At 64.1% G+C, this 22,265-nt stretch carries 20 protein-coding genes, 1 pseudogene and 1 CRISPR repeat array; of the genes and pseudogenes, 16 read left to right on the plus strand and 5 right to left on the minus strand.

Annotated features, from left to right (window positions below):
- Positions 1–12: 12 nt before the first annotated feature.
- Positions 13–453, minus strand: coding sequence for an SIP domain-containing protein (locus tag A4R35_RS18975; RefSeq protein ID WP_112432117.1), 441 nt, complete (start codon positions 451–453; stop codon positions 13–15).
- 110 nt (positions 454–563) lie between these two features.
- Positions 564–1,820 (minus strand): helix-turn-helix domain-containing protein, encoded by a 1,257-nt coding sequence (locus tag A4R35_RS18980; RefSeq protein ID WP_112432119.1) that lies wholly within the window; start codon positions 1,818–1,820, stop codon positions 564–566.
- A 252-nt stretch (positions 1,821–2,072) separates the two neighbouring features.
- On the opposite strand from A4R35_RS18980, the gene A4R35_RS18985 reads away from it, so the two are divergent.
- A complete protein-coding gene (locus A4R35_RS18985) occupies positions 2,073–2,396 on the plus strand; it encodes a hypothetical protein (protein ID WP_112432121.1) in 324 nt (107 codons plus the stop codon).
- A gap of 237 nt (positions 2,397–2,633) precedes the next feature.
- On the opposite strand, the gene A4R35_RS18990 is transcribed toward A4R35_RS18985, so the two are convergent.
- Both A4R35_RS18990 and A4R35_RS18995 read right to left on the minus strand, forming a co-directional pair.
- Positions 2,634–3,164 (minus strand): hypothetical protein, encoded by a 531-nt coding sequence (locus tag A4R35_RS18990; protein WP_112432123.1) that lies wholly within the window; start codon positions 3,162–3,164, stop codon positions 2,634–2,636.
- Complete coding sequence (locus tag A4R35_RS18995; RefSeq protein ID WP_112432125.1) at positions 3,161–4,018, minus strand: class I SAM-dependent methyltransferase; 858 nt, start codon at positions 4,016–4,018, stop codon at positions 3,161–3,163. The genes A4R35_RS18990 and A4R35_RS18995 overlap by 4 nt, the downstream gene beginning before the upstream one ends.
- Before the next feature lie 292 nt (positions 4,019–4,310).
- Here A4R35_RS18995 and A4R35_RS19000 point away from each other — a divergent pair, with 292 nt between their 5' ends.
- From A4R35_RS19000 to A4R35_RS19060, 13 genes and pseudogenes are all read left to right on the plus strand, one after another.
- On the plus strand, positions 4,311–5,570 hold the full coding sequence (locus A4R35_RS19000) for a helix-turn-helix transcriptional regulator (RefSeq protein WP_146747266.1): 1,260 nt from the start codon (positions 4,311–4,313) through the stop codon (positions 5,568–5,570).
- Between the two features lie 207 nt (positions 5,571–5,777).
- Positions 5,778–5,909: pseudogene (locus A4R35_RS25385) on the plus strand (helix-turn-helix domain-containing protein); the annotation flags it as partial.
- 266 nt (positions 5,910–6,175) lie between these two features.
- A CRISPR array of direct repeats spans positions 6,176–6,934; the repeat unit is 33 nt; unit sequence CAATCCCGAAACGGGCTTAAGCGGTGTTCGGAC.
- 918 nt (positions 6,935–7,852) lie between these two features.
- Positions 7,853–9,586: a PEP-utilizing enzyme gene (locus A4R35_RS19010; protein WP_112432130.1), complete on the plus strand. Its 1,734-nt coding sequence runs from the start codon at positions 7,853–7,855 to the stop codon at positions 9,584–9,586.
- Positions 9,583–10,224, plus strand: a complete 642-nt coding sequence (locus A4R35_RS19015; protein ID WP_112432132.1) for a GntR family transcriptional regulator — start codon at positions 9,583–9,585, stop codon at positions 10,222–10,224. Before A4R35_RS19010 ends, A4R35_RS19015 begins: the two co-directional genes overlap by 4 nt.
- A complete protein-coding gene (locus tag A4R35_RS19020; protein ID WP_112432134.1) occupies positions 10,221–10,946 on the plus strand; it encodes a cyclase family protein in 726 nt (241 codons plus the stop codon). The genes A4R35_RS19015 and A4R35_RS19020 overlap by 4 nt, the downstream gene beginning before the upstream one ends.
- A gap of 74 nt (positions 10,947–11,020) precedes the next feature.
- Positions 11,021–11,863, plus strand: coding sequence for a PEP/pyruvate-binding domain-containing protein (locus A4R35_RS19025; protein ID WP_112432136.1), 843 nt, complete (start codon positions 11,021–11,023; stop codon positions 11,861–11,863).
- 248 nt (positions 11,864–12,111) lie between these two features.
- The gene (locus tag A4R35_RS19030; RefSeq protein WP_112432138.1) at positions 12,112–13,005 is read left to right on the plus strand and encodes an FAD binding domain-containing protein; all 894 of its coding nucleotides are present in this window, start codon (positions 12,112–12,114) and stop codon (positions 13,003–13,005) included.
- Positions 12,998–15,106 (plus strand): xanthine dehydrogenase family protein molybdopterin-binding subunit, encoded by a 2,109-nt coding sequence (locus A4R35_RS19035; protein ID WP_112432140.1) that lies wholly within the window; start codon positions 12,998–13,000, stop codon positions 15,104–15,106. The genes A4R35_RS19030 and A4R35_RS19035 overlap by 8 nt, the downstream gene beginning before the upstream one ends.
- Before the next feature lie 40 nt (positions 15,107–15,146).
- Positions 15,147–15,653 carry a (2Fe-2S)-binding protein gene (locus A4R35_RS19040; RefSeq protein WP_223258405.1) on the plus strand — a complete coding sequence of 169 codons (507 nt, stop codon included), beginning with the start codon at positions 15,147–15,149 and terminating at the stop codon, positions 15,651–15,653.
- A 55-nt stretch (positions 15,654–15,708) separates the two neighbouring features.
- The gene (locus tag A4R35_RS19045) at positions 15,709–16,557 is read left to right on the plus strand and encodes a fumarylacetoacetate hydrolase family protein (protein WP_112432142.1); all 849 of its coding nucleotides are present in this window, start codon (positions 15,709–15,711) and stop codon (positions 16,555–16,557) included.
- Positions 16,558–16,565: 8 nt separating this feature from the next.
- Positions 16,566–16,853, plus strand: a complete 288-nt coding sequence (locus A4R35_RS19050) for a putative quinol monooxygenase (RefSeq protein WP_052890363.1) — start codon at positions 16,566–16,568, stop codon at positions 16,851–16,853.
- Positions 16,854–16,982: 129 nt separating this feature from the next.
- Positions 16,983–17,696, plus strand: coding sequence for a cyclase family protein (locus A4R35_RS19055; RefSeq protein WP_112432144.1), 714 nt, complete (start codon positions 16,983–16,985; stop codon positions 17,694–17,696).
- Entirely contained in the window at positions 17,693–18,436 is a 744-nt protein-coding gene (locus tag A4R35_RS19060) for a histidine phosphatase family protein (protein WP_112432146.1), read from the plus strand. Before A4R35_RS19055 ends, A4R35_RS19060 begins: the two co-directional genes overlap by 4 nt.
- Before the next feature lie 88 nt (positions 18,437–18,524).
- Here A4R35_RS19060 and moaC read toward each other — a convergent pair whose 3' ends face one another.
- Positions 18,525–19,046 (minus strand): cyclic pyranopterin monophosphate synthase MoaC, encoded by a 522-nt coding sequence (gene moaC, locus A4R35_RS19065; RefSeq protein ID WP_112432148.1) that lies wholly within the window; start codon positions 19,044–19,046, stop codon positions 18,525–18,527.
- A 597-nt stretch (positions 19,047–19,643) separates the two neighbouring features.
- Here moaC and groES point away from each other — a divergent pair.
- Both groES and groL read left to right on the plus strand, forming a co-directional pair.
- The gene (gene groES, locus A4R35_RS19070) at positions 19,644–19,934 is read left to right on the plus strand and encodes a co-chaperone GroES (protein WP_069805481.1); all 291 of its coding nucleotides are present in this window, start codon (positions 19,644–19,646) and stop codon (positions 19,932–19,934) included.
- 260 nt (positions 19,935–20,194) lie between these two features.
- Entirely contained in the window at positions 20,195–21,820 is a 1,626-nt protein-coding gene (gene groL, locus A4R35_RS19075; RefSeq protein WP_112432150.1) for a chaperonin GroEL, read from the plus strand.
- Positions 21,821–22,265: the final 445 nt, after the last annotated feature.

Genomic DNA, 22,265 nt, shown 5'->3' on the forward strand with positions numbered 1-22,265 from the left:
TTCACCTCGTCCTTACAGACCTCGCTTGCCGTCCGCCCAGTAGGGTTTCGTTTTGAGGCGCTGCCGTTCGAGGTGGTAGCGCTGCATCAGGACTTGGCGGATGGCTTGAATGCTCTGGGCGTGACCGACCAGGTAGAAGGTCTGCTCTGCCAGATTGATTCCCTCTTGCTCATGCTCAAGCCAGTGCAGGTGAGCGGCCCCAGGCTGGCCGTCAAGGCGTGGGATGATGGTCAGCTGAGGAAATAAGGTACTGACGTCTGGATGTTCGGAGGCACTGACCTCAATGACTGGGCGGAATAGGTCTGCCTGCGGGTGGGCTGCCTGGAAGGCCAGGCCAAGGCCAAGGGCGGTTTCGTCGCCGAAGAAGAGTGTGAGCGCCCCGCCTCTCTCTCGACCGCCTCGTTGCGGTGAGAGCAGAGGACGGGGTGCCCGTGTGCACAGAGAGCACCGCATGCAGCACCAAGGCCGGTGGTGCCTGTAGGGAGAGGGATCTGACTTGTCGGTCTCAGGCGTGGGTCTTGCAGAGCCGGCCCGGCGCGTGTCAGGGGGGCCGTAGCCACCTCCTATGAGAACAGCCCCAGCTCGACCCCGAGATGGAGCACATGGGGATTATTGCTATCCCGCTCCTGTAAGCGCTCGTAGAGCTGTTGCACCTGCTCCTTTCCCTGTCGAGATTGCATAAAGCGGGCCAGTCCCAGGGCTTCCTTGGCGCTGTGGGCGCTGGCTTCCAGTTCGTTGGCCGCCAGGTGCAGGCGGGCCTCGGTCAGAGAGAAATAGAGCTGCCAGAGCACCAGGTCTGGCGTCAGGGCTTGCCAGGCCAGGGCCAGCTCCTCGCGCGCCTGCTGCAGGAGCAGAGGGTCGCCCTGCTGCTCTCCGAAGACCAGCAGGGTTTTGGCGCGCTCGTGGTGGACGCCGGCCAGGTTCAGCTTCAGAAAGGAGCCGTCGTCTTCGGGAGGCCGGCGATAGGCCAGGGTGGTGGCCTGCTCCTGCCAGCGCCGGCATTGGCTGCGCAGCGTCTCGTCCTCGACGGCAAAGGGGGCGTGGGCGGCGGCGCTCACCAGATAGATGTTGCCCCGGAGCACCGGCTGAACGCGCTCGCTGTACTGTAAGGCGCCTTCAGCAGCCCGCTTAGCCTCGGCGGGGTTGCCATACTCTAGCTGCGCTTCGGTCAGGCTCATCCAGGTGGCGCCGGCCAGCTGGGGGTCCTCCAGCTCCTCAGCCAGGCGCAGAGCCGAGGCGTAGTAGTCGAGTACGCGCTGGCGGGCATGGGGATCACTGGCTCCCTGATCGCGCTCGATTTCGGCGGCCAGCCGGTAGTAGCGGCAGAGGAGTGCCTGCCAGGCTTCGCGGTCGTGGGATGGCGCTTGCCGGGTGGCCAGCTCCAGACGGCTCAGGCAGCGTTTCAGACGGTAGAGGTAGCTGACGAGGGTGCCCTGTCGCCGGGCCTGCCAGGCCAGGGTCAGGATGTCTTCGTAGTGGTAGTAGGCGTCTTCGGCGGCCAGCTCGCTGAGCGATTCCTGGGCGGTGGGGGTGCCGTGGGCGTCCTGGTAACCAAGGAGACGCCAGTCGAGGCCGAGCAGGGCTGGCGGAATGCGCAGGAGCTTTGCCAGGAAGATCCGACGCGCGGTATCGTTGAGCATGGCAATCGCCTCCCATTCGCGCACCGTGCGCCACTCGACGCCGGCGGCGATGGCCAGGTCTTGCTGCGTCCATCCACGTCGCTTACGGTAGCAGCTGATGACCGCACCGTGATGCGGCTGGTTGAAATCGCCGGGCGGGAAGTCGCCGTAGCGAGACCACCAGTACGTGCCAGTGATCATCTTTCTGGGCCTCCTCCCTTCACTGTAAGCAGTATAACCGCAATCTTTTCAATTGAAAAGACGGTACTTATGATGCTCACTTCTCCAGTGACATTTTCTGGGTATTGTGAGCACGTCATTTCTGACTTATAATTGTTGAGAGAGGTCGATTTATGATCTCTCACTAAATTATGAATTATTGTTTCATTGCCGATCATGGCCCTCTGGCCCACACGGCTGTGTCGGGCCGGCCAGAGGCAAAGAGAGGAAGAGATGGAAAGTGATTGTCCACCGAGAGCGCCCCATGATGGCCCTGAGCCGCAAGCCGAGCGGGTGACCTCTCTCTTGCAGCAGCTAGCTGCTGAGTACGAGGCGGCGCGTCGAAGTTTGGCGCGAGCCTCGTGCGACTACAGCCGCCGGGCTTTAGTTGAGGCGCATTTGCGGGCGGTGACAGCCTGGCAGGCTGAGCTGAGCCAGATGCTAGGGGAGGCCCTGGCTCTGGCTTTGGTCAAAGCCCGTCTAGAGGAGGTTGATCGGCGGCTGGCTGCTGAGGAAGGGGACAACGCTGTGGCGCCGGGTGAAGAGCCGTCGCTCTGACTGGGTCCCATCGGCGCGGCCACGCCGGTTGGTCGCTCCTGTGTTGGCTGTCTGGGCTTCTGGTCCGGTTCAGACCGGGAAGGCTCCTGCGGCTTGCTTCTGTCGAAGTGGGACAGGAACATGGCGAGGGCTGGCCTCCTCTCTTCGTTGAGTTGCTACTCTTCTCTGCTGCTCTGGGTGTCTCTACCTCGGTCTTGTCAGCGATCTTGCTAGCCGGCCTGGGCGGAACGAGAGCGCTCAATTGAGGCTCTCGCGCCGCGGGTAGTAGCGTAGGATGCGGGCGAGGTAGCGGATGAGGCGTCGCCCCATGCGTAGCTCCAGAGGGAACGGCTGGAGGCTGCGGCAGGTCTGCAGCCGGCCCAGAGCATTTTCGCTCAAGCCCAGCAGCCAGCGGAGCTGGCGGATCTCCGGTTCACTGAAATAGAGCAAGGAGTCGGGGGCGTGTTCCAGAACCTCCTGAGTGCGGGTCTGCAGGAGTTTGATTCCTCGCTCTAGTTCGGCCAGGATCTCTAGCGTGTTGTGGTCGGCGCTATATCTTGGGGAAAGGAGGATTTCCAGCTCGCTGGTCTCCTGGGTTTCTTCCCAGCGCTGCCAGTGCTTCTGGGCGCCTGGTGAGAGCAGCTGGAAGGCCACTGTCTGGAGGTCTTCGAGGGTGCGCCCGGCGAGGACCCACTCCAGGAGCCCTGGTAGAGGGAAAAGCTGCGAGTTAGCCAGGAGCGGTCGAGGGCGCTGGCGCCTGGATGGCTGGCGACGTTTATGGCGGCTCATGGCTTGCACCCCCAGACGGTCAGAAGGCCGCAGCGCGTGCCGTATTGTTCCCATTCGGCGGGCAGGGCGGCCAGGGTCTCCTCGATCTGCTGCAGGGGGAGCTGGTTGACGCTGGCCAGGGCGGGGGCGACGCTGTGCAGGGAGGCGAGCAGGTCCTGTCGGAAGAGGGGGGCGCCGCAGGCTTTGCCTGCGAGGGGGGCCTCCCAGTGGCGCACGATCGGGTCGAGGCCGAGGCTGCGCAGCCAGTCGGGGAGCTGCAGGGGAGCGGCCAGGTGCAGGCCGCGGCGGGCGGCCAGGGCTTCGAACCAGGTGCGGACCTGGGCATGGCGTGAACCTTCGTGGAAGACTTCGTTGGTGGCTTCGACGAGTTCGAGCCAGCCGCCGGGGCGGGTGACGCGCAGCAGGTCGGCGAGGACGCCGGGCCAGGCGGTGAGGGGGATGGCGGCGGCGAGGAGGCGCTGATGGACGTAGTCGAAGGAGGCGTCGGGGAAGGGGAGACCGCTGAGGAGGTCGGCCTGAATGGATTGGCAGCGTGGGGGCAGGGGAGTACGCAGGAGGGAGAGGTCTTTGTCGAGGGCGATGAGCTGGGCCTGGCGCCAGTGCCGGGCGGCCTCGCGCAGCCAGATGCCGGTACCGCTGCCGACGTCGAGGATGGCCTGCGGGTTCTGGACAGGGGCGAGGAAGTGGGTGCCGAGCAGTTGGCGCAGGGCGAAGTGTTGCAGGTCGAGGCGGTCCTGTTCCTGGCGCGAGCGGGGCAGGACGTAGGTCTCGTCGGGACCGCTGGGAGCCAGCGATCCCCGGGCTGCCTGGGCCGAGGGGGAGCCGCGCAGGCGGATGAGCCAGTGCCAGTTCATGCCTACACCTCCTCCGCAGGGACGTGGCCGGCCTGGAGGTCGTTGACGCTCACTGGTTGCGGAAATAGGGCCATCTAAGATCGTCTCCTTGCTTGCATACAACTAGTTCAATTGGGTATCATAAGCCGTGAACTCTTCGGAGAGAGAGTACGTTGTTGTGAGGTAGTAAGCAACGTCTCTTTGCCGGCAGTGCCAGGAGTAGGCGAGTGGTGTTCCAGGTGGCGCTTGATGCTCTGTGAAGACGGATGCTACAATGGACTAGTCTGTAGGGCAAGGGAAGGAAGGTCGTAGTATGCATGAGCAGCCGTGGTGGTACCGCTACGGGCGGTATACGTCAGGACCGTACAACTCGCCACACATGGGCGATGTATTGGCGGATTACCGAAAACGACGACACTGGACGCAGCAGGCTTTCGCGGAAGCCATCGGCGTCAGTTGGCGTACAGTCCGAGAATGGGAGATGACCGACGTGATCAACGACATTGGACGGCGCATTTTTTTGGCGAAGGTGCTCAAGATTCCGCCCGTGTTGCTGGGGCTGACCAGGTATCAGGTCTATGGAGAGCAGGACCATCAGGAATATGAGGCGGGGCTACTGAGTGCAGCCGAGCGTCTAGAGGCGGACAGCTATTATCATTTTGAGGACACGCTGGCGCTGGCCTGGGAGCTATTTTACGAAGGGCGATTGTTGGTGGTTGCAGATCGGGTAGAGCGACGGCTGCGCAAGCTAGAGGCGATTGTGGAGCGTTGGCCTGTGGGACCTGAGCAGGAGGCGTGGCGGGAGCTGTTGGCTCGTTACTATTTGTTAGCAGTACAATTTGAGCGTCACCGCGGCTTGGACGAAACCCACCGGCAGGCGGCTCTGCGCTTGAATGCTCAGGCTCTTCGCCTGGCACAGGCGTTGGATCTCCCTGCTCTTCAGGCCCACGTATTGTCGATGCGTGCTGATATCCAGCACGAGCAGGGGCGCCGTGGTTTGGCCAAACAGTTGGCTCTGGCTTCGCTGCAGTACCTGGAGCATACTCAGCCACCCTTGCAAGGTAATCTCTTGCTGATGGCTGCTGCTACAGTGGCTGCGGCAGGCATTAGCGATCAACAGGATGAGCGCCAGGTTCGGCGTTGGCAGGACCAGGCCCTCACGCTGGTCTATAAGCGGAAGATCGAGCCAGATGGGTCCTATCTCAAGCTCAATCTGGCAGGGGTGCATCACGACCGAGCTAAATTGCTGCTGTTGCTCTATCAGCAGCGACCCCGTGGGGAGCTGCTGCGAGATGCGCGGCAGGAAATGGCGGCGTCCTGGAAGCACTTCACTCCTGAACTGCAAGTGTGGCAGGTGCACTTTGCGCTGACAGAGGCGCAGATTGAACTGGCAGCCGGAGATTTGGAAGCGAGTGCGCAGGCCGGAATGAACGCCTTGGAGGCGGCGCGTCAGATGGGATCGTGCAAATACGAGGGGGAGCTGAAGCGGCTGTATAGTAGGCTCGGCCAGAAGGCGGGTCAGAGGCAGCCTCAAATCGAGCGTTTGGGGATTGCTCTGGGCTGCTACAATTAGGTCCTCAATCTGTTAGAACACGGGGCCAGTAGACTGGTGTGCAGATGGATGTCGACAGGTGAGGGAAGAGGAGCAGGTGAGAGGCTGGCCTTTGCAGATCTGCGCTTAAAGATGCCTGCAAGCCAGAGAGATTCAACGGCGCCTTTACTTTGATCAGTTTCTGGTCAGACTCCGTCTTATACATTACGTGAAGTTGTGCAGCGAGTAATGTCGGCAAATCTACTGAAAAATGAAGCGTTGTGCCTGGCGCGCAAGCGTCGCGGGTGGAGTCAGCGCGAGCTGGCCGATTTTGCGGGGGTCTCGCTCTCGACGGTCGAGCGGGCTGAACGCGGCGAGGCGATCCGCATTGATAGCATCCAGCGTTTGAGTCGCTGCCTTGAGGCCTCGCCCGAAGCGTTGGGTCTCTTGGGCTTGCCAGCCGAGGAAGGCTCTGGCCGTGCTCTGGCTGAGGATCTGCGTGTGTTGATGGCTCCTGCCGGCCAGGAGTTGCCGCCACTCGCCCAGCTTTGCGCTCAAGACCTGCTGGCTGCCTATCAGCGAGGCATCAGGGCCCTGCAAGATCTCTACTTTGGCGGCGCCCCTGCTCAGGTAGAGGCCCTGCGTTCCAATCCCGAAACGGGCTTAAGCGGTGTTCGGACGCCAGGAGGCAAGCCACTTCTGGAGCCGCTTATCGGGTTTCAATCCCGAAACGGGCTTAAGCGGTGTTCGGACAAAAGAGACAATGGCCACCGCACCCCAACCTGTTTGTTCCAATCCCGAAACGGGCTTAAGCGGTGTTCGGACAGTAGGGAATAAGCCTCAGCGAGGCAGATCTCGTTCCAATCCCGAAACGGGCTTAAGCGGTGTTCTGGCTTTGCGTCTGGCCGCCAAAAGCCTCCTCTATCCCTTGGTTCCAATCCCGAAACGGGCTTAAGCGGTGTTCGGACGCAATGTCTCCTGCTGCAGGGAGCTGGCCCGTTTCAATCCCGAAACGGGCTTAAGCGGTGTTCGGACGCTGCATCAATTGACGAGTGAGGACCACTCAAGATGGTTCCTTCCAATCCCGAAACGGGCTTAAGCGGTGTTCGGACGCTGATGATCGGAATCTGGAGGTGGCGGCCTGGATCGGTTCCAATCCCGAAACGGGCTTAAGCGGTGTTCGGACGCCGGCTGGTCATGGCGGTGCTCCGATAATTGAAGGTTCCAATCCCGAAACGGGCTTAAGCGGTGTTCGGACCAGCAGAGTCCAAAGCGGACGAGATGATCCTTGGCTAGTTCCAATCCCGAAACGGGCTTAAGCGGTGTTCGGACTCTTTTTGAACAGCATTCAAAAAATATTTGACGTCTGGTTCCAATCCCGAAACGGGCTTAAGCGGTGTTCGGACGGTACCCCTTCTAAGATAGCATCTGGAGCGGCCTCTGTCAAGGCTTTTCGATGATCCCAAAAAATCGGTCATCAGTGACCGCATTCGTGCGGCTATGTTGCCAGCCACGTTGGCCCTCGGACCGCTTCAAAAGCCATTCGAGGATCGCTGCGTGGAAAGTCGGGAGCCGAGATCCTCGAAGCGACAGGCACCAGAAATATATTCTTCATTCGAACGGTATTTCTGGCAAAAGAAAATATAAAAAGAAGACCGCCAGCTTGTCCCGAGCACCTTCGCCATCACTTCACTCAACGACGCCGTCCCTCAGCGCTCAGATACCCCGGCCCGCCAGAGGAGCAGCAGGTCTCTTCCTCGGCAGCAGATCAGGCCCTTCTCCTGGCGCTCGAACAGGAGATCGACTTTGCCCAGCTCAGCTTTGAGCATCGCAATCTCCTCTTGCAATGGTGCCAGATACTTCCTGAAGGCAGACGCTGTTTCCAACCACGTGGGCTGCTCAAAGCGAGACCGCCCGGCCCGCCCTCAGCGGTACCATCCCGAGCTGGGCCCGTCAAGCGGTCGCAGGCCCATTCCGGCCATCAGCGCCAGCCAGCCCGCACGCTCGCCCCTCCTCTGCTCGGCTCCCTCCTTCTCCCCGCTTGACTTTCGTTTATCGATAATTTATTCTTGATTGGTAGAGAGCAGCGGCACAGAGACATGTGCCTGCCAGCCTGGCTAGCCGGGACCTGCTCTTACTGGCTTGCTGCCACGTGCGCCCGCCGTGTGCACGCGCCACACGGTCGCGGCCAGCGTTCAGCGCGAGGAACGCTTACACCCGACCAGGGCCGGCCAGATCACCGGCCCGCCAAGCAGGGCCGCAGCGCACCACCGCCGTGCCCGCGGTCCGGTCGGGACCCGTTTTCAGAGAGGAAGGCTTATTTTATGAGCAGCAACGACGAAGTCCTGGGCACATTCTACGGCGACGAGAGCTTTCCCATCACCTGGGAAGAGGGCGAGCAGGAACTGTTCTGGATCTACGACGACCTGCACATTCCTAACCCCGTCTCGCCCATGTTCTTCGACATCGGCGGCTGGTGGCTCACCTGTGACCACATGTTCCGGCGCTTCGGCACCCCCTTCGCCTGCGACTGGATCGCCAAAAACATCAACGGCTACGTCTACACCGCCGCCGTGCCCGCCGACTCCTCACTGCACGCCGAAGCCACCGAATACCAGGCGCGCTACGTCCCGCGCGTCCCGCGCGATCCCGACTATCCCCAGAAAATCGGCGCCTACATGAACGCCGTCCTGCCGCACTACGCTCACAACTTCCTCGACTGGTGGCAGACACGGCTGCGCCCCGAAATGGAGCGCAACTTTGCCTATCTCGACAACTACGATACCGAGCATGCCAGCCTCGTCGAACTGGCCGTCCTCCTGGAGGACGCCATCGACATCCACGACCGACACTGGAAAATCCACTGGATGCTCAACTTTGCCCAGTTCTCTTCGACCCTCAACCTCAACGCCCTCATTCAGGAAATCAAAGGCGCAGTCGATCCCAACCTGATGGGGCGCCTGCAAAGCTCGCTGGCCGACCGTAACTGGGACTCCATCGAGGCCCTCTGGCGCATCAAAGAAGAGATCAAGGCCGACGACGACCTGCGCCAGCTCTTCAAGCGCGGCGAAACCGCCGCCGACATCTGGCGTGCCCTGCAACAATCCTCGCGCGGCCAGCAGCTCATTCGCGAGCGCATCGAACCCTATCAGCAAGAATTCGGCTACAAATCGATCTGGTCCCATGAATTCGCCTTCCCCACCTGGAAGGAGCAGGCCACCCCGATCATCGAAATCCTGCGCGGCTACCTGGAGACCGACTACGACTATCCGCGCACCATCCAGGGCGTACGCGAAGACCTCGACCGCGCCATTCACGAACTGATGGACGACGTCCCACCGGGCGAAGGGCGCGAGCGCCTGCAGCAGGCCCTCGACCTCTCGCTGCGCATGAACCCGCTCACCCCTGATCACCACTTCTACATCGACCAGGGGACCAACGCCCGCCTGCGCCTGGTGCTCATCGCCATCGGCAAGAAGCTGGTCCAGGCCAGGCTGCTCGACGACCCCGAGGACGTCATGTATCTGCGCTACAACGAGCTGCGCCTGCTCATGACCAATCCCGGCGCCGTGCCCGCCCGCGAGCTGGTCTCACAGCGGCGCGACGAACGCGAGCGCGCCTATCAGATTCGCCCGCGCGAATGGGTCGGCACAGCCACCAAGACGGCCCTGGCTTTCCCCTACAACGCCCTCTGGGGCTTCCCGGAGAAGTTCTACAAACAGCCGGCCCAGAAGAGCGACGAGATCCGCGGCCTGGCCGCCTCGCCCGGCGTCGTCGAAGGCCCGGCGCGCGTCGTCCTCTCGCTGGAGCAATTCGACCAGGTGCGCGAAGGCGACATTCTGGTCTGCCGCATGACAAATCCCGCCTGGGTCGTCCTCTTCACGCGCATCGTCGGCCTCGTCACCGACGCCGGCGGCGTCACCTCGCACCCGGCGGTCGTCTCGCGCGAATTCGGCATTCCGGCAGTGGTCGGCACCTCCGACGCCACCCAGCGCATCAAGACGGGCGACCGCATCCGCGTCAACGGTGCCACCGGCGTAGTGGAGGTCCTTGCTTGACGCTGACACGCAAGAGCCTGCGCCAGCAGATCAAAGAGATCCTGCTGACGCGCATCCTGCAGGGCGAGTACCAGCCCGGCGACCGCCTGATCGAGCTGCAGATCGCGCAGGAATTCGGCACCAGTCAGGCGCCGGTGCGCGAATCCCTGCGCGAGCTAGAGGCGCTGGGCTTCGTCGAGTCGATCCCCTACCGCGGGGCGCGCGTTCGCGCCGTCTCGCAGCAGGAGCTGGCCGAAGTCTACCCCGTCCGCGCCGCCATCGAAGAGGTGGCGGCCCGGGCGGCGGCGGCCCGCCTGGCCGGCGACGTCAGCGCCCTGGAGGCCGAGATCGCCGCCATGCACCGCGCCGCCGACGACGGCGACCTCTACGCCCAGGTCTGTCACGACGTCGCCTTTCACCGCCTGATCGTCGAAGCCTGCGGCAACCGCGTCCTGCAGGAAGTCTGGCGCTCACTGCGCATCGAGGCCCGCACCCTCATCAGCGTCGTCAAAACCGAAATCGAGCCGCACCAGCTGGCCGACATGCACCGTCCCATTCTGGAGGCGCTGCGCGCCGGCGATGGCGAGCTGGCAGGCCGCCTGTTGCGCCAGCATGTCGAATTCTTCGGGGAACTGGTCCTGAAAGGAGAACACGCATGACTCGCCTTGTCGATCTCTCGATGCCGGTGCACAAAGGCATGATGACCTTTCCTCGGGTCGTGCCGCCGGCCCTGCTGATGTACGAGACCTGGCAGGAATTCGCCGAGGGCATCGGCGCCGCCCAGTACGGCGCCACCTGGCTCACGGCCTCCTACCTCGTCATCCAGGGCGACCACATCGGCACCCACTGCGACGCCCTCAAGCACGTGCGCGGCCCCGAGGCGCCCGGTCCCGAGGGCATCCCTCTGGAATACTGCTACTCCGACGGCGTCGTCCTCGACTTCCGTGACAAGCCCTACGGCTACGGCATCACGCGCGCCGACATTGAGGAGGCCCTCGCCAGAATCAACTACACCCTCAAGCCGCGCGACATCGTCCTGATCCAGACCGGCGCCTCAGCCTACAACACCGAGCCGCGCTATCTCACCGACCACTGCGGCATGACCGCCGAGGCCACCCGCTACCTGATCTCGCAGGGCGTGCGCATGATGGGCACCGATGCCCCCACCTTTGACCCGCCCGTCTGGGCCATGTTCGAGCGCAAACAGTTCTGGGAGGCCCACCTGGTCATGAAAGAAGAAGACTACTGGCACCTGGAGAACCTGGTCAACCTTGATCAGCTGCCGCCCTGCAACTTCAAGGTCGCCGTCTTCCCCATCAAATGGGTCGGCACGACCGGCGCCCCTGTGCGCGCCGTCGGCATCATCGAAGATGAGAGCTAGCCTGAGCCGACAGCCCGGGCGCAGCTGCCAGGGCCTGCATCCATCCAACACGGAGACGAGAGAAGGAGAGCATCATGCGACAGCAAGTGCAGCAGGGGGCCATTCTCTGGTTCGACGAAGCGGCCTGCTGTGACGTGCGCCAGGCCGGCGGCAAAGGGGCCAGCCTGGCGACCATGACCGCCCAGGGCCTGCCAGTACCGCCAGGCTTCGTCATCCCGGCCTCGATCCTGGAGCAATCCGTCGAGCGCGAGCGGCTGCTAGAGCTGACCCTGGCCCAGCGCCACGCCGAGGCCCAGGCCCTGGTCCGCCAGGCCGAACCGCCGCGCGCCGCCATCAGCGCTGCCTACGAGCGCCTGGCGCCCGGCAACGGCCTGGTCGCCGTGCGCTCCTCGGCCTGCGCCGAAGACTCCGAAGCGGCCAGCTACGCCGGCCAACAGGAGACCTACCTCAATGTGCGCGGAGCCGAGGAGGTCTGTCGCCGCGTCGTCGACTGCTGGGCCTCCTTCTTCAGCGAGCGGGCCATCTTCTACCGGGCGCGCAAAGGCTCGCTGCACGACCTCGGCATGGCCGTCGTCGTCCAGAAGATGCTGGCCCCCGAGAAATCCGGCGTCCTCTTCACCGTTGACCCGGTCAACCGGCGCCGCGATCGCCTGATCATCGAGGCGGTTTTTGGCCTCGGCGAGCAGGTCGTTTCGGGCGAGGTCACGCCCGATCACTACGTCGTTGACCGCGCCGGCACCATCAAGCGCGAGCAGATCGTCGGCGCACAGCGCGTGCTGGAGCCGGAGGAGATTCGCCGCCTGACGGAGCTGGGCCTGCACCTGATGGAGCTGTTCGGCCAGCCCCAAGATATTGAATGGGCCATCGAACATGGACAGCTCTACCTGCTCCAGTCGCGGCCCATTACCACCCTTTGAGCGGCGGTGCGCTGCTTCTTCTTTTTCTTCTTCTTCCTTGCCAGGCTCGCCCGCCCTGCCGCGGCGGCCCCACTCATAGGGGTGAGGCCGGCTCTGGACGGGGCGGGCGAGTGGGTGGAACGGCTGGCGCTGACCCACCCCGGCAGAGAGGCAGCGATGCGCCGCCTGTCGGCCAACGAACGTACAAGCAAGTAAGTAAGAGAGAGCGCGAGAGCTAGCGAGCGAACTAGAAAGAAGCTGGAAGCCCTATGGCCAGACCAATTCCTGCGTGGCTTGCCCCGACCTCCCTGGAGGAGGCTCTGGAGCTGCGCGCCCGCTATGGTGAGGAGGCGATCGTGGTGGCCGGCGGCACCTTTGTCGGCATCCTGATCAATCAGGGTCTGCTGCAGCCGGCGGCCCTCCTGGCCCTGCGCCGGGTCAGGGAACTGGCCTATCTCCGCGTCGAGGATGCCAACGCCGCAGGCCGGCCCCTGCTGCGCATCGGCGCCATGACCACTCACCGCGCCCTGGAGCGCTCGCCGCTGGTCCAGCGCGGCTGGCCGGTGCTGGCCAGCACCTTCGCCCTGGTCGCCAGTCCGCGCGTCCGCAACCAGGCCACCGTTGGGGGCGTCCTGGCCGACGCTGACTACGCCTCCGACCCGCCGGCCCTGCTCCATGCTCTGGGCGCCAGCGTCGTCGCGCGCAGTCCCCAGGGGCAGCGCCTGATTCCCGTCGAAGAGCTGATCGTCGGCCACTACGAAACCAGCCTGCGCCCCGACGAGCTACTCACCGAAATCCAGGTTCCCGGAGGCCTCGAAGGGGCCGTCTACCGCAAATTCCGTTCACGCTCCAGCGAAGACCGCCCCTGCGTGGCCGTCGCTGCCGTGCGTCGCGAGGGGCGCCTGCGCATCGCCGTCGGCGCCGTCGCCGAGCGCCCGCAGTATTTTCCCGAGATCTGCGCTCTGGCGGCAGGCCAGCCAACGATCGAACCAGAGCTGGCGCGCGAGATCGGCGAGCGCTACGCCGCCGCCATTGATCCCCTCAGCGATGCCCGCGGCTCCGCCCACTACCGCCGGCGCGTCATCGCCGTCGAAGTACGCCGGGCCCTGGAAGATCTCAACCGGATCATCGCAGCGAGAGGAGGGAGCCAGAGCCATGCCTGAGCCAGGCGACAACACCCATTATGCTGAGCCTGATCCGCGCGTAACCGGGGCCATCCGCTACGCCCAGGATGTCGAGCTACCCGATATGCTCTATGCCTGTGTTGTGCGCTCGCCCTACGCTCATGCGCGGGTGCTGCGCGTCGACACCTCGGCCCTGCCCGCCGACGTCGTCGCCCTGACCCCGGACGACGTGCGCTCTCTCGGCCTCTATGGCTGCCAGATCAAAGATCAACAGGTGCTGGCCGTTGAGCGCGCCCTCTACATTGGCGATCCCGTGGCCGCCGTGGCCGCTGCCACTCCGCGGGCCGCGCGCGAAGCCGCCGAACTGATCGAGGTCGACTACGAAGAGCTGCCGGCGGTCTTCGACGCCGTCGAGGCCATCCAGCCGGGGGCGCCCCTGCTTCATGAAGATCTGGCCATCTCCGACAACGACGCCGCCTACTTCGGCATGCGTCCCGAGCCGCAGCGCAACGTCTGCCATCACTTTCGCATCCGCCACGGCGACGTCGAGCAGGGCTTTGCCGAGGCCGAGGTCATCGTCGAAGGGACCTATCGCACACCCAGCGCCCAGCACGTCCCGATGGAGCCGCATGCCTGCCTGGCACATTGGACCCCCGAGGGGCGGCTAGAGGTCTGGACGGGAACGCAGACGCCCTTTAACCTGCGCATGGACCTGGCCGGCATCTTCGGCCTGCCCCAGGAGCATATTCGCATCATCGCCCCGCCGATGGGCGGCGCCTTCGGGGCCAAGACCTTTGTGCGCTACGAGGCCATTGTCGCCTGCCTGGCGCGCAAAGCCGGTCGGCCCGTCAAGCTCGTCCTGCGGCGTGACGAGGAATGGCTGACGCTCAACCGCCATCCGGCGACCATCCACGTCAAGCTTGGAGCCAAACGCGATGGCACCCTGGTCGCCAAGCAGGTCACCTGCTGGGTCAACACCGGCGCTTACGCCGACTGCGGCCCCGGCGTCGCCCAGAAAATGGGCTTCGCCTCGCCCGGTCCCTATCGCATCCCCCATGTCTGGGTCGACTCCTACTGCATCTACACCAACTTGCCGTCTAACGGCGCCTTCCGCGGCTACGGGGCCACGCAAGCCGTCTGGGCTTCGGAGCGCACGATGGACCTGCTGGCCGAGCGCCTGGGCCTGGACCCCCTTGAGCTGCGCCTCAAGAATGTCCTGGTTGACGGCGACCGCTACTGCACGGGCGAGGTCATGCACGATGTCCATTTCGCCGACTGCCTCAAGGCGGTGGCCGAGCAGATCGGCTGGCAAGGCGGGCGCCGCGGCAAGGGCCTGGCCGTGCTCCTCAAGGGCATGCAGACGCCAAGCCGGGCCTCGATCGTCGTCGAGGCCAACGAGGACGGCAGCTACACCGTCCACTGCGCGACCGCCGAGATGGGCCAGGGAGCCTGGCGCGCCATCCGCATGCTGGCCGCCGAGCAGCTCGGTGTACCGGTGGAGCGCGTGCACTTCCCCGTACCGGACACCGACATCGTGCCCTACGATACTCGCACCACCTCCAGCCGCTCAACCTACATGATGGGGCGGGCATTGGTGGAGGCCGTGCGCCAGCTCAAGGAAAACGGCGAGCTGGGCTACGGCGAGTGCGTCAACGAGGGCGGTCTCGATCCCGATACCGGCCAGGGCATCGCCTCGACCCACTGGCATCAGGGGGCCGCTGCCGCCGAAGTGCGTGTCGACGAGGAGACCGGCAAGCTGGAGGTCGTCCACCTACACACGGCTATCTACGCCGGGCGCGTCGTCAATCCGCCGGCGGCCCAGTTGCAAAACGAAGGCTCGATGATCATGGGCCTCGGGAGCGCCCTCTTCGAGGAGATCACCTTTAGCGAGGGCCAGGTCACCAACGCCAATCTCTCCGACTACAACATTCCGGCGGCGGACGATCTGCCACGCCTGACCTACGAGCTGATCGAGCGACCGGGCGCCGAGATCCACGGGCTGGGCGAGACGGCCTTGCCGCCGGTGCCCGCCGCCATCGGCAATGCCCTCTTCTCGCTCGGCATTCATGTACGCGACCTGCCGCTCACGCCTGAGCGCGTCCTCGAAGCGAGCGAGCGCCGCCGGGCCGCGCCGGTCTGAGTCAGGACGGAGGGGGAGAAGCAAGGGAAGGAGCGCCATCATGGCTGCAATGGAGATCCATTTCACGCTGAACGGCCAGCCGGTGACGGTGCAGGCCGAGCCGGACGAAATGCTGCTGGAGGTCCTGCGCCGCGAGCTGGGCCTGCGCAGCGTGCGCGAGACCTGTGGCCTGGGCATCTGCGGCGCCTGCACGGCCCTGCTCAACGGTCAGCCCATCTCGACCTGTATCCTGCTGGCGCCGCTGGCCGAGGGCTGCGAGATCACTACTGTGGAGGGCCTCGGCGGTCGTCATCCGGTCCAGCGCGCCTTTGAAGAAGTGCAGGCTTTCCAGTGCGGCTACTGCACCCCGGGCATGATCCTGACCATCAAGGCCCTGCTGGAGGAGCAGCCGGAGCCGGATGAGGAGACGATCAGGCGCGCGCTCGGGGGCAATCTCTGCCGCTGTGGCTGCTATCTCAAGATCATCCAGGCCGCCCAGCGCGCCGCGGCCCTGCTGGCCGAAGAACGGCAGCGCCAGCCGCAGCCGGGGCCAGCCTCTATCTCGTAATGCCGCCGTGTTATCCTTCTTAGAGAAGAAGAGAGAGGATCAGGAGTCGCCTACCATGAAATTTGTAACCTACGATGCTGGCCAGGGGCCGCGCGTCGGCCTGCTCGAAGGAGAGCAGATCTTTGATGTGGGCTTCACGGGCGACATGGTGGCCTTCATCGAAGCCGGGGCCCCCATTGCCCGGCGGGAGCCTGTCAGCGGGGCGCGTCTGCTGGCGCCGCTGCGCCCTCGTTCCCTGCGCGATTTTCTGGCCTTCGAGGGCCACCTCAAGAACGCGATGGGGCGCCTCGGACGACCCATCGCCCCCGAATGGTACACGGTGCCGGCCTACTACAAAGGGCTGCCCGATACGGTCATCGGTCCCGAGGAAGAGATCCCCTGGCCGGCCTACACCGAGCGCCTCGACCACGAGCTGGAGCTGGCCGCCATCATCGGGCGGCGCGGCAAGGACATCCCCAAAGAGGAGGCCATGCACTACATCTTTGGCTACACCATCTGGAACGATGTGTCGGCCCGCGATGTGCAGACGCGCGAGCTGCCCGTCAACATGGGACCCTGCAAGGCCAAGGATTGGGATGGCTCCAACGTGCTGGGACCCTGCATCGTTACCGCCGATGAGATCGATCCGGGCAACCTGCGCATGGTCGTGCGCGTTAACGGCGAGGTCTGGGGCGAGGACAACTCGGGCCACATGCACCATACCTTTGCCGACATGATCGCCTATGCCTCCCAGGCCCAGACCCTCTATCCCGGCGAGGTCTTTGGCTCCGGCACCGCCGCCGGCGGCTCCGGTCTGGAGCTGGATCGCTGGCTGCGCGAGGGCGACGTGGTCGAGCTGGAGATCGAAGGGATCGGCGTTCTGCGGAACCGCATCGGCAAAAAACAGCAGAAGAGAGGAGCGTAACGCAAGCTATGGCCTACATTGTTGCTGCCTATTGGCGCGCCAAGCCGGGTCAGGAGGAGACCATCCGCCGCGTGCTGGAGATCATGACGCCCCTGTCGCTCCAGGAGCCTGGTTGTCTCTTCTACCAACCGCATCGCTCGCCCGACGACCCGCGCCTCTTCTTCATCTATGAGCAATACGCTGACGAGGCGGCCTACGAGGCCCATATGGCCACTCCCCATTTCGAACAATATGTCAAGGGCGAGGCCATTCCCAATCTGGAGAGCCGCGAGCGCCACTTTTTCTGGACGCTCTGATGTGCCGCGTCCGCGCGGAGAGGAAGCAGCGCCCACCTGCAGGCTGGCTCACCCGCCCGGCGGGCTGGCCTGCAGCCCATCCCATTACATACTATTAAGGAATCCATTGAACAGAACGAAGGCAAGGCTATGACCAGAATTGTCGATCTTACGCCGGCGGTCCCCGAGGGCTTCAAGGGACCTCCGTCGACCAACATCGGCGTTCACTTCGAAGTGCGCACCAAAGTTGGCGAAGGGGCCAGAGGCGAGCGGCCCTACTGGCAATCGGGCCAGGTGACCATGAGCCTGCATACGGGCTGTCATGTCGAGTCGGCCCTGCACTGCTTCGAAGGCGGCGAGGCCATCGACCAGGTCGCCCTTGAGCGCGTCATCGGCAGCGCCGTCGTCCTCGACCTCACGCCCGTTGAGGAGCGCATGCTCATCGACGTCCCGCTGCTGGAGCGGGCAGTCGAGCGCCTGCGCGCTCACGGCGAAGAGCTGCGCCCGGGCGACATCCTGCTCTTGCGCAGCGACTGGGCCCAGCGCGCCATCGGTACGCCGCGCTACTTCCCGCGCTCGCCGGCCCTGACCGAAGCGGCGGCCCACTGGCTGGTCGCGAAGCAGCCCAAGAGCATCGGCTGCGACTTCTTCGAGGAGCCGGCGGCCCGTGAGCAGGGCTGGACCGCCGATCAGTTCGTGGTCCATCGCACCATTCTCGGGGCGGGTATTCCCCTCATTGAGGGGCTGGTCAACCTGGCGCAGTTGCCGCCGCGCTGCCAGTTCTTCGCCCCCTTCTATCACTTTGCCGGCATCGACAGCGCCCCGGCGCGCGCCTTCGCCCTCATCCCGGAGGAGCAGCCATGAGCGAGCGGCCCGCGCCGCTAGTGATCCAGCTCCTGCGACACGGGCGCGTCGCCTCGCATCGCGGCGATGTCCCCGTGACCGAGGAGGGCAGGCAAGAGATCGCACGCCTGGCCGAAGCGCTGGCCGAACGCCTGCAGCCCGGCGAAGAGATAATCATCTTGCACGCCGCGCCCCGACGCGCCAGCGAGACCGCTCAAGTCCTCTACGAGGTTCTCAGTCGCGCCTGTACCGCCCGCGCCAGCGAGGCAGCCAGACCGGAGGAGCGCATCGTCATCCACGAGCCACGGCGCAACGATGCTCTGCGCACGCCCGACCTCTACCTGGCTGGCACGCGCGTCGAGATGGTCAGCAGCGCTGCCGCCCTCGTGGAGCAACTGCCATCCTGGTGCGGCCTCAGCGCCGAGGACGTCGCCCGTCATCCCTTCTGGCAGGGCTTCTGGAGCACGCCCGACCGCATCGGCTACTGGGTCAGGCTGGCTGATCCGCCGGGCGAAAACTCGCTGTGCGCGGCGCGGCGCCTCTGGACCTTCGCGCGCAGCCTGGCCGACGGCCCGCATCGCCAGCCGCGGCGCTACCTCTGCGTCTCCCATTCGCCGCTCCTGCGCGCCTTCCTGCGCCACTACCTCTTTGACGGCGTCGACCCGGGCGAACCCGAGTATGGCGAGGCCATCGACATCGAGGCTCAGCCTGACGGCGCCTTGCAGATCCGTTATCGTCAGAATCAGCGCCTGCTGACCTGAGCGGCCCGGCAGCCCGGTCCGGTCTGTCGCTCCCGTTTCGCCAGCAGGCGCGGAGAGGGCAGGCAGGCAGGCCGGACCGACCCGCCGCTCAAGGAGTGGGCGCCTCCGACTCCGGCGAGAACTCGACCAGGCCGTGCTGGCCCCCACTCTTGCGCGCCACGTAAGCCTGCTCCAGCGTAATCGTGTGGTCGACCGCCTTGCACATATCGTAGATTGTCAAAGCGGCCACCGTCGCCGCCGTCAGCGCCTCCACCTCAACGCCCGTCTTGTAGGTCGTGCGCGCGCTCGTCTCGATCAGAATCAGCCCCTGCTCGCGCTGCAGCTCAAAGCTGACGCCGACGTGCGTCAGCGGCAGCGGATGGCAGAGCGGAATCAGCTGCGGCGTTGCCTTGGCAGCCATAATAGCCGCGATGCGCGCCACCTCCAGCACGTTGCCCTTGGCAATCTGGTTCCGCTCGATGAGCGCCAGCGTCTGCGGCTGCAGGCGCACACGGGCCCGGGCAGTGGCCTCACGCAGGGTTTCCGCCTTCTCGCTCACATCGACCATGCGCACATGGCCGCCAGCGTCCACGTGGCTCAGCTGAGCCGAAGACTCCTCTGGCCCAGGCATCGCACAATTCCCCCTTTCGCCTGCCTTCTGCAGGTCTTTCAGTCTTTCCCGTTGGCCTGCCTGTCCAGGTAGGTTGCCGAATCAGGCCGCTCATCCGGTTCTGCCGGCAGTATATCATGACGAGCTGCGGGGAAGCCAGGAGCGGGGCAATGCCGCTGACCGCTGGTCGCTGGGGCCGCGCCCATGATTCTAACATTCCTCTAACACAATTCCTACGGAACTCTAACGCTTCTCTTGTGTTGTTCTAACGGCGGATGTGGCATCTAGTATAGGCGGAGAGAACCCAGGACAGGACAGCAAGCCAAGAAGAGAGTCACTAAACGGTCGAGGTCGAGTAACGGACGGTGAGCAGCGGTCAGCGCCTCGCGCCTTGCCGTGTCGCACTGAGCGGAGTCAGGCCGTCCCAGACCGGCCCGGTGCAGGGACGGATGGACGGACGGGCGAAATCTAGCTGGAGCGGGCGGCGGGCAGGAGGCGAGACTGCGCCAGCCGTCCTTTTGTGAGCCTGCTTCTTCCCCTGGCCGGAGTTCACAACCGATCGATCGACCGACCAGCGGAACGAACGGAACGAACGAACAGCGAAGGGAGTGTGTGCGCATGGCGAAGATTCGTCCTGTAGGCGACCGCGTCGTGGTCAAGCCGCTTCCGAAGGAGGAAGTGACCAAGAGCGGGATCGTCATCCCCGATACAGCTAAGGAGAAGCCGCAGGAGGGCACAGTGATCGCCGTCGGCAGCGGGCGCCTGCTCGATAACGGGGACCGGGTGCCCATCGAGGTGCGCGAGGGCGATCACGTCTTGTTTGCCAAGTACGGCGGCACCGAGTTCAAGCTCGACAACGAGGAGTATCTGGTCCTCAAAGAGAGCGATATTCTGGCCGTGCTGAGCTGAACCGTCCTGAACGGGGCCGCGCGAGATCGCGCTCATCTCTCTTCTCATCTGTATTATCTACTTTGGTGAATGAACTGAACCACATCGTTACTTCTTACCGCTTGTCTTGAGGAAGCGCTTGCCAAGGCCGCGCGGGCCGCCCGGTCTGGCCGAGGCAGGCTGCTAGTGAGAAGAGAAGGCTGACGGGATACGCAAGCAAGCGCACAAGAAGACGCAGTAGTAGTAGTAGTAGTAGTTTGAAAGCGAGGTGGAGTACAGCGATGGCGAAGCAGCTGATCTTTGACGAGCAGGCGCGTCACGCTTTGAAGAAGGGTATTGACGTATTGGCGGAGGCCGTCAAGGTTACACTTGGCCCCAAGGGGCGCAACGTCGCGCTGGATAAGAAGTTTGGCGCGCCCAGCGTCACCCACGATGGCGTCACCGTCGCCAAGGAGATCCAGCTGGAGGACCCCTTTGAGAACATGGGGGCCCAGCTCCTGAAAGAAGCGGCCACCAAGACCAACGATGTCGCCGGCGATGGTACGACGACCGCCACCGTGCTGGCGCAGGCCATCGTCACTGAGGGTCTGAAGAACCTGGCCGCTGGTGCCAACCCGATGCAGCTCAAGCTCGGCATCGACAAGGGTACCGAGGCCGTTGTCGAATATATCCGCTCCAAGGCTATCCCCGTCGAGGGCAAGAAGGAAATCGCCCAGGTCGCCACAATCTCCGCCGCTGATGAGACCATCGGCAACCTGATCGCCGAGGTCATGGAGAAGGTCGGTAAGGACGGCGTCATCACCGTCGAAGAGTCCCGCGGCATCAACTTCGAGACCGAGTATGTCGAGGGTATGCAGATTGACCGCGGCTATATCTCCCCCTACTTCGTGACGAACTCCGAGAAGATGGAGGCCGTCATCGACGAGCCGTACATCTTGATCACCGATAAGAAGATCAGCGCCGTCCAGGATATCCTGCCTGTTCTGGAGCAGCTGACCCAGCAGGGCAAGCGCGAGATCGTCATCGTGGCGGAGGACGTCGATGGCGAGGCCCTGGCGACCCTGGTAGTCAACAAGCTGCGCGGCGTGCTGAATGTGCTGGCCGTCAAGGCCCCGGGCTTCGGTGATCGCCGCAAGGAGATGCTGCGCGACATGGCCATCCTGACTGGTGGCCAGGTGATCAGCGAGGAGATGGGCCGCCGCCTGGATAGCGCGACCGTGGCCGATCTGGGTCAGGCCCGCCGCGTGGTGGCGACCAAGGACAATATGACCATCGTTGAGGGCCGTGGCAATCCGGCTGACATCCAGGCCCGCATTCGCCAGATCAAGGCTCAGATCGAGGAGACCACCAGCGACTACGATCGCGAGAAGCTGCAGGAGCGCCTGGCGAAGCTGGCCGGTGGCGTGGCCCTGATTAAGGTTGGCGCCGGTACCGAGGTCGAGCTGAAGTATCGCAAGACGCGCGTGGAGGACGCCCTGTCGGCGACGCGCGCCGCGGTCGAAGAGGGTATCGTCCCCGGCGGTGGCGTGGCCCTGCTCAATGCCATCAAGGCCCTCGATAACGTGAAGCTGGAGGGCGACGCGGCCACGGGCGTGTCGATCCTGCGCCGCGCTCTGGAGGAGCCAATGCGCCAGCTGGCCATCAACGCGGGCCGCGATGGCTCGGTGGTGGTCGAGGGCGTGCGCCGCGCGCAGCAGGAGCAGAAGAACGAGAACGTTGGCTACAACGTGCTGACCGATCGCTACGAGGATATGGTCGCCGCCGGTATCATCGACCCGGCCAAGGTGACCCGCTCGGCCCTGCAGAATGCGGCCAGCATCGCCGCCATGATCCTGACGACGGAGGCCCTCGTCACCGATATTCCAGAGAAGGAGAAGGCCCCAGCAGCGCCGGCTCCTGAGTACTAGTCGTCTCTAGCAGATGAGCTGTCTATAGCTCTAGCGCTTCCGCTCTGGATACCTCAAGGAGACTCCCTGAAGCTTGTCGCCCCTTCCCCCGCCAACCAGGGGGAAGGGGCTTGGCTCTTTTTTTGGGGCTTAATTCCAATCCCTATTCCAATCCCGAAACGGGCTTAAGCGGTGTTCGGACCCACGCTGAGCAGAGAGTGGCTGACACTGCTTCCCCTTGAGTTTCAATCCCGAAACGGGCTTAAGCGGTGTTCGGACTCCAGATCGAGGAAGCAGGCCCCGACAGGCCCCTCGCCCGAAGGTTTCAATCCCGAAACGGGCTTAAGCGGTGTTCGAACGTCCGCGAGTGCTTGCCAATAGCCACGGGCCGCGCTGTTTCAATCCCGAAACGGGCTTAAGCGGTGTTCGGACCTGAGAACGAGAATGCAAGTAACTAAACAGAGGA

It is taken from the genome of Thermogemmatispora tikiterensis (assembly GCF_003268475.1).
In the GTDB taxonomy this organism is placed as follows: Bacteria; Chloroflexota; Ktedonobacteria; order Ktedonobacterales; family Ktedonobacteraceae; genus Thermogemmatispora; species Thermogemmatispora tikiterensis.

Coding starts and splice junctions, on each gene's coding strand:
- groES (WP_069805481.1), top strand. CDS start 19,644: ATGGCGAAGATTCGTCCTGTAGGCGACCGCGTCGTGGTCAAGCCGCTT.
- A4R35_RS19010 (WP_112432130.1), top strand. CDS start 7,853: ATGAGCAGCAACGACGAAGTCCTGGGCACATTCTACGGCGACGAGAGC.
- A4R35_RS19050 (WP_052890363.1), top strand. CDS start 16,566: ATGGCCTACATTGTTGCTGCCTATTGGCGCGCCAAGCCGGGTCAGGAG.
- A4R35_RS19020 (WP_112432134.1), top strand. CDS start 10,221: ATGACTCGCCTTGTCGATCTCTCGATGCCGGTGCACAAAGGCATGATG.
- A4R35_RS18995 (WP_112432125.1), bottom strand. CDS start 4,018: ATGAACTGGCACTGGCTCATCCGCCTGCGCGGCTCCCCCTCGGCCCAG.
- A4R35_RS18985 (WP_112432121.1), top strand. CDS start 2,073: ATGGAAAGTGATTGTCCACCGAGAGCGCCCCATGATGGCCCTGAGCCG.
- A4R35_RS18975 (WP_112432117.1), bottom strand. CDS start 453: ATGCGGTGCTCTCTGTGCACACGGGCACCCCGTCCTCTGCTCTCACCG.
- A4R35_RS19030 (WP_112432138.1), top strand. CDS start 12,112: ATGGCCAGACCAATTCCTGCGTGGCTTGCCCCGACCTCCCTGGAGGAG.
- A4R35_RS19035 (WP_112432140.1), top strand. CDS start 12,998: ATGCCTGAGCCAGGCGACAACACCCATTATGCTGAGCCTGATCCGCGC.
- A4R35_RS19025 (WP_112432136.1), top strand. CDS start 11,021: ATGCGACAGCAAGTGCAGCAGGGGGCCATTCTCTGGTTCGACGAAGCG.
- A4R35_RS19060 (WP_112432146.1), top strand. CDS start 17,693: ATGAGCGAGCGGCCCGCGCCGCTAGTGATCCAGCTCCTGCGACACGGG.
- A4R35_RS19040 (WP_223258405.1), top strand. CDS start 15,147: ATGGCTGCAATGGAGATCCATTTCACGCTGAACGGCCAGCCGGTGACG.
- A4R35_RS18980 (WP_112432119.1), bottom strand. CDS start 1,820: ATGATCACTGGCACGTACTGGTGGTCTCGCTACGGCGACTTCCCGCCC.
- groL (WP_112432150.1), top strand. CDS start 20,195: ATGGCGAAGCAGCTGATCTTTGACGAGCAGGCGCGTCACGCTTTGAAG.
- A4R35_RS19000 (WP_146747266.1), top strand. CDS start 4,311: ATGCATGAGCAGCCGTGGTGGTACCGCTACGGGCGGTATACGTCAGGA.
- moaC (WP_112432148.1), bottom strand. CDS start 19,046: ATGCCTGGGCCAGAGGAGTCTTCGGCTCAGCTGAGCCACGTGGACGCT.
- A4R35_RS18990 (WP_112432123.1), bottom strand. CDS start 3,164: ATGAGCCGCCATAAACGTCGCCAGCCATCCAGGCGCCAGCGCCCTCGA.
- A4R35_RS19045 (WP_112432142.1), top strand. CDS start 15,709: ATGAAATTTGTAACCTACGATGCTGGCCAGGGGCCGCGCGTCGGCCTG.
- A4R35_RS19055 (WP_112432144.1), top strand. CDS start 16,983: ATGACCAGAATTGTCGATCTTACGCCGGCGGTCCCCGAGGGCTTCAAG.